Annotated in this window: 15 protein-coding genes; 4 read left to right on the top strand and 11 right to left on the bottom strand. The window is 67.2% G+C overall.

The window, feature by feature from the left end; genetic code table 11:
• Positions 1 to 506, top strand: a 506-nt coding sequence (locus MJ783_RS12225) for a hypothetical protein (protein WP_239310535.1), incomplete at its 5' end; no start/stop codon positions are given.
• Between the two features lie 18 nt (positions 507 to 524).
• Here the strand turns inward: MJ783_RS12225 and MJ783_RS12220 are convergent.
• Positions 525 to 1,730, bottom strand: coding sequence for an ABC transporter substrate-binding protein (locus MJ783_RS12220; RefSeq protein ID WP_239310534.1), 1,206 nt, complete (start codon positions 1,728 to 1,730; stop codon positions 525 to 527).
• 192 nt (positions 1,731 to 1,922) lie between these two features.
• Positions 1,923 to 2,798: a hypothetical protein gene (locus tag MJ783_RS12215; RefSeq protein ID WP_370651611.1), complete on the bottom strand. Its 876-nt coding sequence runs from the start codon at positions 2,796 to 2,798 to the stop codon at positions 1,923 to 1,925.
• Positions 2,799 to 3,252: 454 nt separating this feature from the next.
• Between MJ783_RS12215 and MJ783_RS12210 the strand changes: the two genes are divergently transcribed.
• Positions 3,253 to 4,626: a M20/M25/M40 family metallo-hydrolase gene (locus MJ783_RS12210; RefSeq protein ID WP_239310533.1), complete on the top strand. Its 1,374-nt coding sequence runs from the start codon at positions 3,253 to 3,255 to the stop codon at positions 4,624 to 4,626.
• A 173-nt stretch (positions 4,627 to 4,799) separates the two neighbouring features.
• Here the strand turns inward: MJ783_RS12210 and MJ783_RS12205 are convergent, their stop codons facing one another.
• The 3 genes from MJ783_RS12205 to MJ783_RS12195 form a co-directional block, all read right to left on the bottom strand.
• A complete protein-coding gene (locus MJ783_RS12205; RefSeq protein WP_239310537.1) occupies positions 4,800 to 8,186 on the bottom strand; it encodes a pyruvate carboxylase in 3,387 nt (1,128 codons plus the stop codon).
• Positions 8,187 to 8,528: 342 nt separating this feature from the next.
• Positions 8,529 to 9,167 carry a response regulator transcription factor gene (locus tag MJ783_RS12200; RefSeq protein ID WP_239310536.1) on the bottom strand — a complete coding sequence of 213 codons (639 nt, stop codon included), beginning with the start codon at positions 9,165 to 9,167 and terminating at the stop codon, positions 8,529 to 8,531.
• Between the two features lie 314 nt (positions 9,168 to 9,481).
• Positions 9,482 to 9,658 carry a hypothetical protein gene (locus MJ783_RS12195; RefSeq protein WP_239310532.1) on the bottom strand — a complete coding sequence of 59 codons (177 nt, stop codon included), beginning with the start codon at positions 9,656 to 9,658 and terminating at the stop codon, positions 9,482 to 9,484.
• A gap of 290 nt (positions 9,659 to 9,948) precedes the next feature.
• On the opposite strand from MJ783_RS12195, the gene MJ783_RS12190 reads away from it, so the two are divergent.
• Positions 9,949 to 10,410 (top strand): hypothetical protein, encoded by a 462-nt coding sequence (locus MJ783_RS12190; protein ID WP_239310531.1) that lies wholly within the window; start codon positions 9,949 to 9,951, stop codon positions 10,408 to 10,410.
• A 132-nt stretch (positions 10,411 to 10,542) separates the two neighbouring features.
• Here MJ783_RS12190 and MJ783_RS12185 read toward each other — a convergent pair whose 3' ends face one another.
• Together MJ783_RS12185 and MJ783_RS12180 are read right to left on the bottom strand one after the other, a co-directional pair.
• Entirely contained in the window at positions 10,543 to 11,385 is an 843-nt protein-coding gene (locus tag MJ783_RS12185) for a rhomboid family intramembrane serine protease (protein WP_239310530.1), read from the bottom strand.
• A gap of 159 nt (positions 11,386 to 11,544) precedes the next feature.
• Positions 11,545 to 11,808: a GlsB/YeaQ/YmgE family stress response membrane protein gene (locus tag MJ783_RS12180; protein WP_239310529.1), complete on the bottom strand. Its 264-nt coding sequence runs from the start codon at positions 11,806 to 11,808 to the stop codon at positions 11,545 to 11,547.
• Between the two features lie 805 nt (positions 11,809 to 12,613).
• On the opposite strand from MJ783_RS12180, the gene MJ783_RS12175 reads away from it, so the two are divergent.
• Entirely contained in the window at positions 12,614 to 13,912 is a 1,299-nt protein-coding gene (locus MJ783_RS12175) for a diguanylate cyclase (protein ID WP_239310528.1), read from the top strand.
• 82 nt (positions 13,913 to 13,994) lie between these two features.
• On the opposite strand, the gene MJ783_RS12170 is transcribed toward MJ783_RS12175, so the two are convergent.
• The 4 genes from MJ783_RS12170 to MJ783_RS12155 all read right to left on the bottom strand — a co-directional run.
• On the bottom strand, positions 13,995 to 14,822 hold the full coding sequence (locus tag MJ783_RS12170) for a bifunctional 5,10-methylenetetrahydrofolate dehydrogenase/5,10-methenyltetrahydrofolate cyclohydrolase (protein ID WP_239310527.1): 828 nt from the start codon (positions 14,820 to 14,822) through the stop codon (positions 13,995 to 13,997).
• The gene (locus tag MJ783_RS12165) at positions 14,819 to 15,442 is read right to left on the bottom strand and encodes a cyclodeaminase/cyclohydrolase family protein (protein WP_239310526.1); all 624 of its coding nucleotides are present in this window, start codon (positions 15,440 to 15,442) and stop codon (positions 14,819 to 14,821) included. Before MJ783_RS12165 ends, MJ783_RS12170 begins: the two co-directional genes overlap by 4 nt.
• 170 nt (positions 15,443 to 15,612) lie before the next feature.
• Positions 15,613 to 17,103, bottom strand: a complete 1,491-nt coding sequence (locus MJ783_RS12160; protein ID WP_239310525.1) for a class I adenylate-forming enzyme family protein — start codon at positions 17,101 to 17,103, stop codon at positions 15,613 to 15,615.
• A 348-nt stretch (positions 17,104 to 17,451) separates the two neighbouring features.
• Positions 17,452 to 17,632 (bottom strand): hypothetical protein (locus MJ783_RS12155; protein WP_239310524.1); only part of this gene is annotated, 181 nt, incomplete at its 5' end.

Below are 17,632 nucleotides of genomic sequence, written 5' to 3'. Positions count from 1 at the left end.
GTGCCACGCTCGGTCTGCTGTTCCTGCTCGGTGGATGCGGCGGCTCCACGCCTGCCGTGCCCCCGCCGTCGGTGTCAGCGGCTGGCGCCTCCTCCGTCGCGGCCCTGCCCGCCGATCTGCCGACCGATCTGCCCACCGATCTTGATGTGGCCCGGCCGGCGGTCCCGACGGCGACGGCAAGCGCGGCGGCCAGCGCGAAGACGGGGCTCGCCGCGCTGCAGGGAACAGCCGTCCCCAAGCACTTCCCGTTTCCCAAGGGTGCGACGCCGACGGTCCTTGCCTCCGAGGGCACCGGAGTGACCCTCGCGTTGAGCGGTGTGACCGGGGACGCGGCGATCCGGTACTACCGGCAGGCGATGCCCGCCGCCGGCTATACCTTCCAGCAGCAGATCAAGTCCGACAGCTCGATGGAACTGATCTTCACGGGATACAATCAGAACGTCAGGATCTCCTCGGACGCTGCCGCCGGTGCCCAGAGCGTCACGCTGGTCTTCGGCCCGCAGTAGCGTCGCCGAGACCCGCGGTCAGCCAAGGCGTGAGCCGCACAGCGGCGTGGGCGGGACGGGCTGGAAGCGGCTGCCGTCCGGGCTGACCTGTAGAAACGTGTAGCAACGGTTGAGCTGACCGAAGCCGGTGGCGAAGTCCACCGGAGCGGGCAGCAAGCCGTGCGCGTTGTAGTCGTGCACCCCCCGCAGCGCGGTGATGAAGCGCTGGCGGGTCGGGCAGTACCCGGCGTCGGCGAGCCCGCGCAGGAACATGTCGGCCGAGATCCAGCCGGAGAGCGCGGCCTGTTGATTCGGTGGCTGCAGTTGCGGCGCGTAAGAGGGCACGGCTCGGAGGAATTCCTGATGCGCGGGTGTGCCGGTTTCAAAGGGGGTGTAGTCGACGAAGATGTAGACACCGGCGAGGGCGTCGCCGAAGGTGCGCAGAATGTTCTGGTCGTAGCCGGTTGGTGAGAGAATGATCCGTAATCCGGCCCGGGCGGCCCGGGCGGCCGCGACGACCTGGCCGAAGGAGATGGCGGTCACGGCCCCGACGAGGACGTCCGCTCCGCTGGCCTTGATACGTCGACCGACGTCGGCGGCATCGATGGGGCCTGTCACGTCGAGGTTGCCGACGACTCGGACACCCGCTGACCGCAGGCTCGCGGTCAGTTCGTCGGCGAAGCTGAGCGACGTGGCGGAGAAGGCCGCCTGCGCCACGACGGCGCTGTGGCCGCCATGCGCGGCGACAAAGTCACCCCAGGTTGTGATGGACGCGTTGTTGGCGATCAGGTTGGAGTAGCTGAACATGTTGTCGTAAATTGTCCATACTGTTTCCAGGGATGTACCGGTGACCGGTATCCCGCGGTCGTGCAGAAATGCGGCTGAACCGCTCGCCACCGAGGTCGATTCGATGATTCCGAAGACGTCGTCGGTGTCGACCAGGGCACGGGCCGCGGCAAGGTTGGCAGCGGTTTGTGATTCGTCGTCGCGCCAGGTGTACGTTATCTTTCGGCCATTTATGCCACCAGCGCTGTTCACGACGCCCAGGCGGGCGTCAACACCCGCGCGGAAAGGGAGGAAGAGCGACGCCACGTTTCCGGTATCGGGATACAGTAGTCCCAGCTTGATCTGGTCCCTGGTTACTCCGGGTTCCCGGCAGTCAACGGCCGCGGCTGGTCCGGTCGATGCGTTCCGGGCGTCGCAGGCGAGGAGCATGACCGTGATTCCGATGCACAGGCCGGCCATGGCTATGGCCGGCCGCCCGTATCCACGGCGTGCGGGCGGCCTTCTATCACGTGATCCCGCAGCAATTCGTCGCACCCCACCAAACTAGGCGGTCACCGGCGCCAGCCGTGGTAATTAACACGACTGGCATCCTTCGTGCTCCGTCGCCTTATGATCGTCCGTTCGCGTGCCCGGCCGTATGGGGCGGCTGCCTCACCCGAAGTTGCACCGACCGCCGCCGCGACCGAAGCCGGGCTGGGCGACGTCGAAGTCCACCCGGTTGTTCGCACCGGTGATGCGCTGGAGATCATAGATGCACTGGTGGCCGGTGGCGGTGTCGTCAACGGTGACGCGCTGCGCCCCGGCGTACATCGCTCCGGTGGTCCAGCCGGGGGCACCAGAGCTGTAGGTGACCGCGAATGAGGAGATCGGGTATCCCGCGGACGAACGGGCGTCGCCGCCGAAGACCGTGAACCTGATCTCGTTCTTGGCGGGTGTGGCCCCGCCCCTGGTCACGTTTCCGGTGATCTGGGCGGTGCCCGGGTCCGCCAGGGTGGCGAGCCTGATGGTCCCCACGTAGGCGGAGTAGGTCCAGCCGTTCGCCCGGTGGTTGAACCGGTCGACGTAGAAACGGGAGTGCACGTACTCCTGGTCACGGGTGACGTCAGGGTAGAACTCCAGCGAGAGCCCGGCCGTGCGCGCCCCCCAGCCCGTCCGCAGCGAACCGCCGTTGACCAGGTCGGGCTGTGTGTCGGGCATGAAGTAGCCGTGCGGGAAGAGGATTCCGTTGCCGGCCGCGAAACGCGTGTAGGTGGCGTAGCTCCCGCGCACCTCGCAGGCATTCACAAAGGTGTCACCGGTACCGGTCTGAGGGTTGAAGTTCTGGCACGGTAGATATGGCTGGGCGGTTGAGCCCAGGACGAGGTCCGCGCCCACCGCACCCGAGATCGTAGCCGGCCGTCCGTTGCGGTCGGTGAAACCACTGAACGGAATGGCGACACCCAGGCCGCGAGAGGTGTCGCCACCGTACTGAGTGGAGTCGGCCGCTTGCGCCGGGGTGGATTGACCAAGCAGGATTACCGTTATCATCGATGTCAGCATGAGTGCCGCGACGCGGCGGCCCCTGGCTGCGCCGGTCACGCCGGCTGCTGTTCGACCGGACGCCGGGAAAAATGCCCGCCGGCTGACCGGCTGGCGTGTGCGTGTCATTCTCCGCCTTGTCCCTGGGTCGCGATACCGGGCCTGCCGGTGGCGGGCCCGAAGTCCGTCGGTGAGATTAGGGCGGGGTTGCAAAATCCGTATTCCGGGCTGATGAACAACAGGTACGCACTGGCCTGATGTGACAGGAAAAACAGGCATCTTTGTTTACTCGGGGTATTTCTGTCTGGTTCCGCACGCGAGTATCCCCGGGAGGGCGTGCCGCGGGCTGCCCGAGGGTGCTGGGAGGACAGCCTGGCCTGGCGGCCTTGTACTACGTTAGTCAACGCTGTTGACGATGCTTCATGCTAAAAATGATCTTGCAACACACTGGCAAACTAACCCCATGGTAAGCAACAACCCAACCGTCAATGACACAACAACACCCACATCCGTCGCATCTGATCACCTTTCGCTACCTGACGTAACCGCGCAGGACGAGGTTGTGGAGATCTGCCGGGACCTGCTGCGGATCGACTCGGTGAACCGGGGGAGCGGTGACGGCAACGAGCGGGCCATCGCCGAGTATGTTGCCGCCAAGCTCACCGAGGTCGGCCTTGATGCGACCGTGCTGGAATCCGAGCCGGGCCGTGCCAGCGTCATCGCCAGGGTCGAAGGGGCTGACCCGAGCCGGGCGCCGCTGCTCATCCACGGTCATCTCGACGTGGTACCGGCGGATCCGGCGGACTGGCGGGTGCATCCCTTCGCGGGCGAGATCCTCGACGGCTGCCTGTGGGGCCGGGGCGCCGTCGACATGAAGGACATGGACGCAATGACCCTCGCGGTCATTCGTGATCTTGTCCGGTCCGGCCGCCGCCCACCGCGTGACCTGGTTCTCGCCTTTGTGGCCGACGAGGAGGCTGGCGGAGTCCTGGGCGCCCGTTGGCTGGTCGACAATCATCCGCACCTGTTCGCGGACTGCACCGAGGCCATCAGCGAGGTCGGTGGCTTCTCCTACACGATCTCCGACGACCTGCGCCTTTACCCCATCGAAACGGCCCAGAAGGGCATCGCCTGGATGAAGCTCACCGTTGCCGGCCGGGCCGGGCACGGATCAATGATCAACGATGACAACGCGGTCACCGCGCTGTGCGAGGCGATCGTGCGGCTGGGCCGCCACCGGTTCCCGATCGTCTTGACCCCGACCGTCCGGATGTTCCTCGACTCCGTCGGCGACGCACTCGGCATCGACGTACACGCCGAGGACCTGGAGACCACAATCGCCAAACTGGGGCCGATCGCCCGGATGATCGGAGCCACGATCCGCAACACGGTGAACCCGACGCAGCTCGACGCCGGTGAGAAGGTCAACGTCATCCCGGGGGAGGCCACCGCCTATGTCGACGGCCGTTTCCTGCCCGGCCAGGAGGAGGAGTTCCTCCGCCAGATCGATGAACTGATCGGCCCGGCGGTCCGCCGTGACTGGGTCGTCTACGACCAGGCGCTGGAGACCGGGTTTGACGGACCGCTGGTGGACGCCATGGCCAGCGCGCTGCGGGCCGAGGACCCGGCCGCCCGAGCCGTCCCCTACATGCTCTCGGGCGGCACGGACGCCAAGTCCTTCTCTCGGCTCGGAATCCGCTGCTTCGGTTTCTCCCCACTGCTGCTGCCCGCGGGCCTGGACTTCGCCGGGATGTTCCACGGCGTGGATGAGCGGGTGCCGGTCGAGTCGCTGCGTTTCGGCGTCCGCGTCCTCGACCGCTTCCTCGCCGCCTCGTAACCGCGTATAACCGCGTACGGTCGCCTCACCATTGCCGGACGGGCGTTCTCGGCATCATCACAACGACACCCCAACGCCCATCGGGCTTGCCGACGGTCCGCCACGGCCCTGGGCCTGACCGCGGCCGCGTGGACGATCGGGGCCACGGCCGGGCCCAGGGCCGGGCTACCCGGTCAGCCGGTGGCCGGGTCCGGGGTGACGACGAGCAGAAGGTCACCGACCTCGACCGAGACGCCGGACGAACGGAGCAGCTCGACGACGGTTCCCGGATGCGGGCTGGTGACGGCGGCCTCCATCTTCATGGCCTCGATGGTCGCGAGCCGATCACCTTGGCCAACATGATCACCAACAGTGACTGTGTAGGTGACCAGGCCGGGCAGCCCGGCGGGAATCTGCGCCGGATCACCCGGATCAGCACGCCGAGCGGCCGTGGACGCCGGTGCGATCGAGTTGTCCCGTACCGACACAGGCCGTGGCTGTCCGTTGACCCGCAGATAGAGGGTGCGCATGCCCGCGTCGTCCGGCCCACCGATGTCGTGTAGTTCGACGATGGTTTCGACACCCGGTTCAACCGTGACAACCACTGGCTTGCCCGGCGTGAGACCGTAGAAGAACTCCTCGGTGGGGATCGCCGAACTGTTGCCGTATGCGGCCAACGCCGCGGCGTAGTCCCGCCACGGACCCGGGAACAGCAGCCGGGACAGCGTCTCACGCCGGCCGGCGCCGCGGAGCGCGGCGGCGTCTGTGGCGCTGAGCTCGGCCGCTGGCGCGGCCGGGCGCCGGCCGGCAAGGGCCCGCTCGCGGAACGGCTCGGCAAAGCCCGCGGGTGGGGTACCGAGTTCGCCCGCCAGGTAACCCAGGACGCTCGCGGGCAGGTCGTAGCGTTGTGGATGCTCCCGCAGGACAGCGACGTCGATGTCGCCGCTCGCGATGAACAGCGCCAGGTCGCCGACGACCTTGCTGGTCGGAGTGACTTTGATGGGTTTACCGAGCAGGTCGTTGGCCAGGGCGTAGCACTCCTGCACCTGTGACCATTTCGCGCCCAGCCCGAGCGCGATCGCCTGCTGCCGCAGGTTCGTCAGTTGCCCGCCGGGGATCTCATGGCGGTACACGGCACCGGTCGGCGCCCGCAGACCAGCCTCGAAAGGCGCGTAGAGGTCACGCGCCGCCTCCCAGTACGGTTCCATGGCGGACAAGGCGGCAAGGTCGATCCCGGTCGCGCGTGGGGTGTGGTCGGTAGCGGCGACCAGCGCGGACATGTTCGGTTGGCTGGTCCCGCCGGACAGCGGCGCGGCCGCGGCGTCGACGGCGTCGGCACCGGCGTCGGCCGCCGCGAGCAGCGTGGCGAGCTGACCACCGGCGGTGTCGTGGGTGTGCACGTGAACGGGCAGGTCGAAGTTTGCCCGCAGCGCCGTCACCAGGATGCGCGCCGCGGCTGGGCGCAGCAGCCCGGCCATGTCCTTGACCGCCAGTACGTGCGCTCCCGCGGCGACGAGCTCGTCGGCCAGCCGGAGGTAGTAGTCAAGGGTGTAGATCGGTTCCGCCGGATCCGCGAGGTCACCGGTGTAACACAGCGTGCCCTCGGCGACCGCCCCGGCCTCGACGACCGCGTCGATCGCTGGCCGCATCTGTTCGATGTCGTTCAGCGCGTCGAACACACGGAAGATGTCGATACCAGTTGCGGCCGCCTCCGCGACGAACGCCCGGACCACATCGTCAGGGTAGGGGGTATAGCCGACCGCGTTGCGTCCGCGTAGCAGCATCTGCAGGCAGATGTTCGGCACGCGTTCGCGAATGGCGGCAAGCCGTTCCCACGGGTCCTCCGCCAGGAACCGCAGCGCGACATCGTAGGTTGCCCCGCCCCAGCACTCCAGGCTCAGCAGGCCAGGGGTGAGCCTGGAGTAGGCGGGCGCCGCCGCGAGAATCTCGGCGGTCCGCAGCCGGGTGGCGAGCAGCGACTGATGGGCGTCACGCAACGTCGTGTCGGTGACCGCGAGCCGCTCGGCTGCCCGCAGCCTCGCCGCCCACTCCCGCGGTCCGAGCTCGGTGAGCAACTGGCGGGATCCGGCCGGCGCCATGCCAGGAGGCAGAGAAGGCAGCAGGCTCGCCGGGTCGACCAGGGCGGTGGCCGGCCGCCGGTGCCCGTTGACGGTGCTGTGCGCGAGCCGGTCCAACAGCCGGCTGGTCCGGTCGGCGCCGCTGTCACCGACCGACAGGGCGGGCCGTTCGTCCAGGAAGGACGTGGTCACGTGTCCCGCCAGGAAGTCGGGCTCGGCCAACAGCCGGCGCAGGAACTTCAGGTTCGTGCGCACACCGCGCACCCGGAACTCAGCCAGCGCCCGGCGGGCGCGTTCGGTGGCCTGCTCGAAGGTGGTGCCCCGGGTCGTCACCTTCACCAGCAGGGAGTCGAAATACGGGGTGACCACCGCACCTTCGTAGGTCGCGCCGTCCAGCCGGACCCCCGGGCCGCCGGGGGACTGGTAGCGGGTGATCTTTCCGGTGTCCGGGCGGAAGCCGTCCGCCGGGTCCTCGGTGGTCACCCGGCACTGCACCGCGGCCCCGCGGATCGTGATGGACTCCTGGGTGAGGCCCAGGCCGGCCAGGCTCGCGCCAGCGGCGATGCGCAGCTGTGCCGCGACCAGATCGACGCCGGTGACCTCTTCGGTCACGGTGTGCTCCACCTGGATGCGCGGGTTCATCTCCATGAAGGTGTGCGCCCCGTCGGCCGCGACCAGGAACTCGACCGTGCCGGCGTTGACATAGCCGACATGCCGGGCGAACGCGAGCGCGTCCGCGCACAGCCGCTCGCGTACAGCCGGATCAAGCCGCGGTGCGGGTGCCACCTCGACGACCTTCTGATGGCGACGCTGGACTGAACAGTCCCGCTCGTAGAGATGGACGACGTTCCCGGTCGTGTCGCCCAGTACCTGTACCTCGACGTGCCGGGGCCGGTCCACCGCCTGCTCAAGGAAAATTGTCCCATCGCCGAAGGCCGCCGCGGCCTCCCGGATCGCGCTTGCCGCAGCCTCGGCGAGATCCTCGGATCGGTGCACCCGGCGCAGCCCCCGGCCGCCACCACCGGCCGAGGCCTTCACGAACAGGGGGAAGCCCACCGCCTCGGCGGCTTCGGCGGCGGCCGCCGCGTCCGTCAGCGGAGCTGAGGCCCGCAGCACCGGCAGGCCCGCGGCCACCGCCGCCTCGCGGGCGGCGACCTTGTCCCCGGTCAGGCGCAGCACCTCTGGCGGGGGACCGACAAAGGTGACGCCGGCCAGCACACACGCCTCGGCCAGCGCCTCGCTCTCCGAGAGGAAACCATAGCCCGGGTGCAACGCGTCCGCGCCCACCCGTTTCGCCACGGCCAGCAGAGCGTCCACGTCCAGGTATCCCCGAACGGGATGCCCCGGTTCGCCCAGTTCATAGGCTTCATCCGCTTTTATCCGGTGCAACGAGCCCACGTCTTCGGGCGTATAGACGGCGACGGTGCGTAGGCCCAGTTCGTTCGCGGCTCGGAAGACACGAACAGCAATCTCGCTGCGGTTCGCGACCAGGACCTTGGTGATCAAAGTGGCACCCCTCCACGACGCGGACTAGCGTCCCCTGGGGCCTGCGGGTATGCGAAGAGACGGGCCCAACAGATCGTTTCGCGATCCCGTAGCTGTTGGATCATTCTTCATCTCGTTCGTGACCAGGCCGTTCCTGGGAGGAGCCGCCTGACCGCATACCGTTTGGCCTACTGGATTTCCTCAGGGCCTCCGGTACGCGACAGGGGTCATGATCGCGCATCCGTCGGCGTATCAGGTCGACCCCGGACGGCCGTCAACCCCGACGAATTGTCGCAGTGTTTTCGGGCAGGTGCTGTTATTGTTCCAGCCGGGCAACGCCGTCGACAGACGGCGACCGCCCTAGTGGTCGCTGCCGAGCCTGGTGGCGAACACCGCGGCCTGGGTCCGGCTCTCCAGGCCGAGTTTGGACAGCAGGCTGGACACGTAGTTCTTCACCGTCTTCTCCGCCAGGAACATGCGGGTGGCGATCTGCCGGTTGGTGAGCCCCTCAGCGATGAGCACGAGAATGCGGCGCTCCTGGTCGGTCAGGCCGGCGAGTCGTCCGCCCTGGTCGGAGTCCTGCCGCAGGCGGCACAGTACACGCGGTGTGACCGTGGGGTCCAGCAGCGACTGACCGGCCGCGACCCGCCGCACGGCGTCCACGAGCGCGGTGCCACGGATCTGCTTGAGCACGTATCCAGCGGCTCCGGCCATGATCGCAGTGAACAGAGCGTCCTCGTCGTCGAACGAGGTGAGGATCAGACAGGCGATTGCGGGGTCCTGTGAGCGGACCTGTCGGCACACCTCGATGCCGCTGCCGTCCGGCAGGCGCGCGTCGAGGACAGCGACGTTGGGCCGCATGGCGAGGATCGCCTGATCCGCGCCGTCAGCTCGATCGGCTTCGCCGATGACGGCGATCCCGCGTTCCCCGGCAAGAAGATCGCGTAGTCCGCGACGGACCAACTCATGGTCATCCAACAGGAACACCCGGATCGGCATCGCGTCCGGTGTGATCCCAGTAGGCCCGGCCACGTTCGCAGATTTCTCCGACACCGTATTCTCCGCCTGACCCCGGGTTGTCTGTCGCTAAAAGTAACATTACACAGCAAGATTCTAATCGAGTTGGTATCGCCCGGCCCCCGCTCCCGGGTAATCGGCAGCTGCCCGCTCCCATCGGCGCGCACCGCGTGCCGCGGCTCTCACCCCGGTCGCCTCGCCGTCGATCCCATCCGCTGCGCTCCCCACCGGGTGACTAGGGCGACCTGGTCACCTGACAGTCCGTTGCCGTTGGCAAGCCTGGCATCTGGCGGGTCTCAGAACTGGACGGTCAGGGTCCCGCCGAGTACCGGAATCGGCCAGAGGGCCACTGTCAGGACAAAGGTGACCAGCTGAGAAGTGTTGTGAACCTCGTAACTCTTGCTGAGCGCAACGATGATGCCTACAACGAACCAGAGCAGGGCGACGATGGGAACCTGTACGCGGGTACGCATGGTGGTCCTTTCTGGGCGGGTTTCGGTCCATAGCGAGGTTCCGTGGGCCTGCGAGGGCGTCAGCTCCGGCACTCCACGTCGGGTACCTCTCCGATCAGAACGGTTAACGGGTTTTTTACCCTCGTCTGAGCATTAAAACGCCTGATGAACCGATGTGTCGCCAATGTCTCGTGAACACCCCGGTGCGGGAAGCAACCAGGCCATCAGGGAAGATGCGCTACCGGATTCTCGCGAGTCACTCGCGGCAGCCACAGTCCAGAGATCGTTCATATGTGAGGGAGGACGTCGCCATGCGGATAGGTAGGGGCGGTGCGGATTCAGGTCCGGCACCCGTCGAGCGGGTTGTCAAGATCTTGGAAGAGTACGTCGGCGGTCTTCCGGCGGCCGGCCTGGACGAGCCGTTCACGTTCGTCCGGACCTGGACGCTCACGCGCACCGGTGTGGGCGCGCCGCTGTCACCGACAGCACCCGCGGATGGGTCGCTCCAGGTCGGCTGCACGGTGGTACGGCACTCCACCGCGGCCGGTGGCCCGGACGAAGTCGACGACCAGCGGACGTATGAACAACTCATCGGCGCGGCCAGCGCCTTGGCCGCACATGGTTTCGGGACCGCGGAGGTCTTCGAGGGCTGGCGGACGGTCGCCATCGAGGTTGCGCTGCCTTCGCCAACCCGGACCGCCGAGCCCACTGAGAAGGCCGAGAAGAAGCGGCGTCGTGGACCGCGCCGGCCGGAGCCCGTTGCTGTTGGGTAGCCGTTTGGTCGACGGTCGGGCACGCACAACGCATGACCGCGCGGCCGTCGACCGTCGGGACCGTCGGGACCGCCGGCCTGCCGGGTGCTCTTGCGGCGTGTTCCGGAAGCCGTCGTTCGACCAGGAAGCCGCCTAGGACCAGGGAGTCTGGCGGACCCACCGGTGGTCGGGCGCGTGGCGGCGAGGGGGTCCCGCGGCTCGCAGCTCACGGACAAACGGGATGACCGCCAGCGCGCCGAACACGAACCCGACCACGTGCGCCCCGTAGGCCACGCTGCCGCCGTCGGCGACACCCATCCCGGTGAAGTACACGTACTGCAGCAGGAACCAGAAGCCCAGCACGATCCATGCCGGCAACCAGAACGGCAGGAAGAGCAGGAACGTGACAAGGCCGATGACCCGCGCCCGCGGGAAGACCACGAGGTAGGCGCCGAGAACGCCGGCGATCGCGCCGGAGGCGCCGATGAGTGTGGTGGTCGAGGCTGGTTCGAACAGCGCGAACCCGTACGCGGCCGTGTATCCGCACACCAGGTAGAAGATGAGATACAGGAACCGTCCCATGCGGTCCTCGATGTTGTTGCCGAAAACACCGAGGAACAACATGTTCCCAAGCAAGTGCAGCCAGCTTCCGTGCAGGAACATCGATGTCAGCACCGAGAGCACGGGCGACTTGACAAACGACGGCGGTGACTCCAGCTGGCACAGTACCTCACCGCGGGCGTTCAGACCTGGCGAACGGCCGCTCGGGACCTGGTCAAGTGGCCGGTTCGCCAGCATCTCCACGGGAATCGCGCCCCACTGGTCGAAGAAGCGCTGTTGTTCGCACACGTTCCGCGATACCGACGTGCTGACCCCGGCAACTGAGGTCACGACCGGTTCGAAGAGCACGAAGACGGCGACGTTCACCGCTATCAGCAGCCAGGTTATGACAGGCTTGCGGCGCAGTGGGTTGATGTCGTGAATTGGCAGGACCACACACACATCCTGCCCCCGGTTCCCAGCGGCCCCGCCACCGCATCCGGGCTGTGGGGTCCCCGGCCCGGTAGCCGCCGGAAATTTTATGATCGTATGGGCGGATGGCCGGCCCGCCACGACAACGCCGGCAGGCCCTGGATGAACGTCCAGCGCCGACCGCTAAGATCGTCGATTCATCCACACGGGCGTCACGAGGACGACGAGCCCGGCCGCGACACCGACCTGCAGGACATGCCGTATCCAGTCGACGCCACTGGTGTGGCCGACGCCGATGGCTCCCGCGACTATATTGCCAACCAGCGCACCGATAATGCCGATAACTACTGTCAGCCATAGGGGGATCTTCTGTGGCCCCCGGACGACGAGGCGGGCCAGCAGGCCGATGACGAGCCCGGCGATCAAGATCCAGATCAGTTGAAACACGACGACCTTCCCGATCGAGACCGATACCGCTGCCGTTGAAGGTCTTTCCGGATATTGACCTTTATAAACGCTACCGCTCCCAGCTGCGGGCACGCGGTGCTGTCAGGCGGAGCGGCCGGATGACGATCGGGTCGTTACGGTGACGCGGGGGAGCGGCAGCCGGAGCGAACAAGGCCGCCTGCCGTCGACGTGAGTATCGCGGTGACGTCACGACATCACGACATCACGACATCACGACATCACGACATCGCTCTGGCGTGCTGGCCGGACGCGGCACGATGCCGCACCGCCTCCCGATGTGTCCTGCCGTGTCCGCGGCGACCACGGCGATGCTCAGGGCCGATCGCCCGCGCAACCGGTTGACCGGCTCGTCCATCTAGGGCGCTGACCTGCCCGGACAGCGCCCTGGCGGAGAGGGGCGCGGGGTGGATCGGTACGCGCCAGCACATCGCCCGAGGGCATCCATGTCGGGACATCACCAAAAGTGGTTGCGGTTGCCGGCCGATCCTTCGTACTCTTTGTTTCCAAGGGCGCACTGTCAGTAATAGGCCGGGACGGGTCGAACCGGGACGGAGCGATCGAGGAAGGTCAACCTCAAATGATGTTACGCATTGCGTCACCTCCGCAGGCGAAAATGGTGCATTGCGCTGGAACGGCGGACTCGTGCGGAGCAACTGTTCCGACCGGAACGGTTGCTCCAGTCGATCCAGCCGGAACGATCGGTTCCGCATCCGCATCCGCATCCGCATCCGTCGATCGGCGGGAATGCCGCTCGGCATCCCAGTCCGGCCGGCGCGGGGGCCGGGTGGTCCAGCGCGCCCGGGAATGGCTGGTCGGCCAGACGGCGGATTTCACGCTCTGGTCTCTTTCGCCTTGGCTGGTCCGTTATGTTCTCGGCGTCGACCTGCTGTACGTGGCGGTTGTGCTGGCCGGCCTTGCCGAAGTTTCCCCGCGATTCGCGGATCTACTCACGTTCGGCACTTTTGTCCTCCTGGGCCGGTTGGCCACCGAGACATCGCGATATCTCGGTGCGCCGGGCCATCGAAATGACGAGCCATACCGAGACCTGCTGTCGACCTGGACACTGCCGGTCGCGCTTCTCCTCCCACCGCTCTACGCGGCCGTGCTGCACCTGCCTCTCCACTGCCTGTTCCGAGCGGGGACCGATTCGCGGCCACGGTACAAACAGGTTTTCAACGCGGCGGCGCTCGGCGTGTCCGGATTCTGCGCATCCATCACGCACCTAGCACTTGCTCCAACGCAGGGAGCATACCGAATTGACACGCTGGTCGGCTCCGCCGGGCGCATCGGCGCGTTGTTTCTCGCCGTGCTCACCTATACGGTGCTCAATCGAATTCTTCGGCACGGTGTGCCGCTGCGCCTGCAGCCAGCCGCGGTGCGCCGTCCGTTCGGGGGCGGCGGCCACGAGATGCTCACCGTCGACGCCACGGCGATGTGTTCCGCGATCGTCATCGCGGTGCTGTGGACCGCGCATCCGCTGCTCATGCTGGTGGCAACCCCGCCGGCGCTGCTGCTCCAGCGTGGCCTGCTGCACGCGGAGCTACTGGCGGCCGCGCGCACCGACGCCAAGACCAGGCTCGCCAGCCCGGCCTACTGGCGTGAGGTGGCCGAACGCGAGGCTGTCCGCATCCGGCGCGCAGGTCGTCCGATGTCCGTACTCATCGTTGACATCGACCACTTCAAACGGGTCAACGACCAGTTCGGGCACTTGACCGGCGACGTCGTCCTCGCTTCGGTCGCCGATGCCCTGCGGGCGGCCACCCGGCCCCGTGACCTGGTCGGCCGGTTCGGCGGTGAGGAGTTCGTCGTCCTGCTCTGCGAGGTCGACCTGGACAACGCGGCCCATGCCGCGGAACGGATCCGACGGCAGGTGGCGGGGATGCGTTGCCGGGTGGATGCCAGGTCCGCGGGAGCGGTCATCGTGTCGGTGACCGTCTCGGTCGGTGTGGCCACCGCCAACGGCCCGAGTGTGGACCTGCCCGTCCTGCTGGAAACCGCCGACGCGGCACTTTACCGAGCCAAGGCCGACGGACGTAACCGCGTCCGTCTCGCGGCGCAGGTCCCGACCGTCCGTACCGCCTGACCACGGTACGGACGGTCGGGGCCCCGAGCCTGCGGCGCGTGTCACGCGGGCCGGGGCCATCGCCGGTCCCGCTACTGCCGTGCTACAGCGTGGCCGCGCTGGTGGTGTTCCGTAGCAGCAGCATCGTCGTCACTGGTCCCACACCACCGGGGACGGGGGTGAGAGCACCGGCCACCGATGCCACCGCATCGGCATCGACATCGCCGACCAGGCCCGATTCCGTGACGTTCGTGCCGACGTCGATCACCGTGGCGCCAGGCCGGATGAATCCCTTATTGATCATTTTGGGTCTGCCGACAGCGGCCACCACGACGTCAGCCTCATGCACGATCGAGATAAGATCGGTTGTCCGGGAATGGCATACCGTCACGGTTGCGTCCTCGGCCAACAGCAGGAGAGAAGCAGGCTTGCCGACCACCGGACTGCGCCCGATCACCGCCACCCGGGTGCCCGCCAGCTTGATGTCGCCGCGGTGCAGGATCTCCAGGACCGCGGCCGCGGTGGCCGGGGCGAAGCAGGGCAGGCCCAGGGCCAGCCGACCCAGGCTCAACGGGTTCATCCCGTCCACATCCTTGTGCGGCGGGATGCGGGTACCGATCTCGCTGGCGGACAGCCCGGACGGCAGGGGAGTCTGCACTATCAGGCCGTGCACCCCGTCGTCGGCGGCGAGCTGGTCGACCGTATCGAGGAGCTCAGCGGGATCGCCTGAGCGCTCATGGACCACACAGCGCACCCCCACCTTGGCCGCGCCGCGCTCGATGACCCCCACGTAGGACCGGGCCGCCGCGTCGGTCGTCGGCAGCACCACCGCCAGCGTCGGTACGATTCCGTTCTGGCGCAGCCGCTCGGTGCTCTCGACGACGCCCCGCCCGATCTCGGCGGCCATGGACCGTCCATCCAGCAGCTTCATGATCCGATCCGTTCTCCGACGGTACGTACGATTGCGTCGGCTTCAGCCACAGACGCCAGATGGCCGGTGAGGACAGCGGCGGCACGGTCGCGGTTGGCCGTGTCCGTCATGGCCGCGATGTTCACCCGTACATTGATCGCGGCGCTGTCGAGCGCGGCGCGCGCGCTCGCGGCCGCCACCCCCACGTCGCTGAGGACGTTGACGTTCGCGCCGTCGATGACTGCCGCGCACAGCCCCACCACACCCGCTGCCACCGCCGCCGTGCGCAGCGGTACTTCGGCGGCGCCGACCAGCGCGGCCTGAATCGCCCGGCTGCGTTCGGCGCGCTCGCCGTCGGTGTCTTTGGGCAACCTGTAAGCGTCGCTGACCGCGGCGAACGCCCGAGCGTCGGCGTCGGCGAGCAGCAGCGCCTCGGTCCGCGCTTTGTCGGCCTGGGCCCGGGCGGTAAGCATCGTCGCCTCGTGCGCGGCGTACCGGGGTTTTCCGATCGTGAGGTTGCAGACCATGCTCACCAGCGCCGCGCCCAGCGCGGCCTGGAGAGCAGCGGCAGCGCCGCCGCCGGGTGCCGGCGCGGGTGAAGCCAGCTCGGCGAGGAATCCCGCGAGTGTCTCGTCGTCCACAGCACCTTCTTTGCCTGTTGCCTGTCGGTGATACGGCTGGTCCATATGGCCAGCTGGACTGCACCGTAGCAAGTTGCCGGGAAGCCGATGACGCAACAGCGATGATCGGTATTTGGTGACGACGCGGTCTGGATCATCGTCCACATCGGCTACCGGCCATCGGGCATGCCCTACGCGGCCGCATGGGTATGCCCGATGGCCGGCTCGGCCGGGCGCTCCAGCCGGATCATGTCGGTCGGCCTGACCGGAAGGTCCGAGACGATCTCGATGCTGGTTGGCCGCTTGAATTTGGCAAGACCTGTCTCGCACCGTTCCGCCAGGTCGTAGCGCAGCATGGTATCCGGGACGTCCACGGGTACGACAAGTGCGACGGGCACCTCGCCGAGAACGGCGTCCGGGCGGCTCACGACCGCGGCATGGCGCACCCGTGGATCGGAGAGCAGCACCTCCTCGACCTCACGGGGGTACACTTTCTCGCCACCACGGTTGATCACGTCGTCGGTACGGCCGGACAGGAAGAGATAGCCGTCCGAGTCGAGGCAACCGATGTCACCGGTGTCAAGCCAGCCATCGTGAGTGAATCTGTCGTGGCCGGTGCTGTCGGTGTGGGCACGGATCACCCCGGGGCCGCGGACCTGTATGTTTCCGACTACACCGGGCGAGCACGGGGTACCGCTATGGTCGACGACGCGGACCTCGCTGCCGACCGGTACGCCCACCGATCCTGGTTTACGGGTTCCATGCGGCGGATTGGCCGTTATCAGACCTCCGGTCTCGATCGTGCCGTACGTTTCCAGCACAGGAATACCGGTTGCCGCTTCGAACGCCCGTAATACCTCGACAGGCAGGGGAGCCGCGGCGGACCGCACGAACCTGACGCGGCAGTCATGAGCCTGCGCGGTCTGAGGATCTCTTGCCAGCAGTGCCAACATCGCCGGCACGGCATTGATCCAGGTCATCCGGTGTCTGGCGATCATCGTCCAGAAGCCGCGACGGCGAAACCGCCGGTCAAGCACGAGGGTCGCACCGCCGCACAGGCTGGCGAGTAGTCCCACCACCTGTGTGTTGACATGCACCAGCGGCAACGGGCTGTAGCCGATGTCGGTGTGGCTGAACTGGTGATGGCGGCTGATGGTCGCGGCGACATGAGCGAGCTGGTCGATGGCGAGAAAGATCTCGGTGAACGGCCCGGCCGCTCCCGAACCCACCAGCAGGACACCGCCCCGCGGCTCATCAGCAGGATCAGCGGCAGTGGTTCGCCGATGGACATCGGCCGCTCCTTTGCCCGTCAGGCGTGGACTGATCTGGCGAATCCCGGCCGGCATCGGCAGCGGCCGGTCGGTCACCACCAGATCGGGCCGCACGTGCCGCAGCGCTCGCTCCAGTTCCGCGGGTGGCGAGTCCGGATCAAGCGGTACAGCCTGCCGGCCGCCGGTGACTGCCGCCAGGAAGACGACCGCGAAGTCGAGCGGGTCGGAGACACCGATAGCGATCCGCCGCCCGGCCTGTGGGCCGCGTTCGTCCAGATCAGCCTGCCAACAGCGGACAAGGGACAGCATCTCGCCGTATGTGATAGAGCGGTTGCCGTGAGCCTCCCTGAGGTACACCTGGTCCGGTTGTTCGCGAGCGTGTACGCACAACCACTCGGTCACCGATGTCACGTTCACCACCGTTGTCAACGTTCAGCAAATGAGTTCTCCGGTATCGGGGATTCCTCCGCCCCGCGGTCTGAGGATTATTGTGCCGTTCGGGGGAGCTGTCCTGGCCAGGCGTTCCGTAGGCATGAGCCGCCAGTCACACGAAAAGAGCCATGGTCGCATGGCCGGCAGCCTGCTGGATCGCTATATCAGTTCTAGATTCCTGTAATCAATTGCTATATCAGTTGTGGTGCGTACGATGAACCAGTACGTTGGGTGTCACGGGTCACACAGGTGCGCTTTCACCCGCGGGGAGCGATTTTTCTCACATCCTTTTTCGCGCCCGGTCGGCATTGGAGCGTGAACGGAAGCTTAGTGGCCGGCGCTGGAAGTCCTTCGGGGGTTGTCGGATGCCAGGCTGATGCGTCGCGAGACGCCGCCTGGCACCGGCAGGCCCTGGGCGAATTTCCGGCGGCGACTACTTAGAGCGACCGGCAATAGGGGAGCGGTGTCACGAGGCTGGGCCACGTAGCTCGCGGCGTTGTCGTCGGTC

The sequence above is a fragment of the Protofrankia sp. Cj3 genome, from assembly GCF_917627355.1.
In the GTDB taxonomy this organism is placed as follows: Bacteria; Actinomycetota; Actinomycetes; order Frankiales; family Frankiaceae; genus Protofrankia.
Note: the sequence above shows the minus strand (reverse complement) of the source record. Positions and strands in the feature narration are given on the sequence as shown.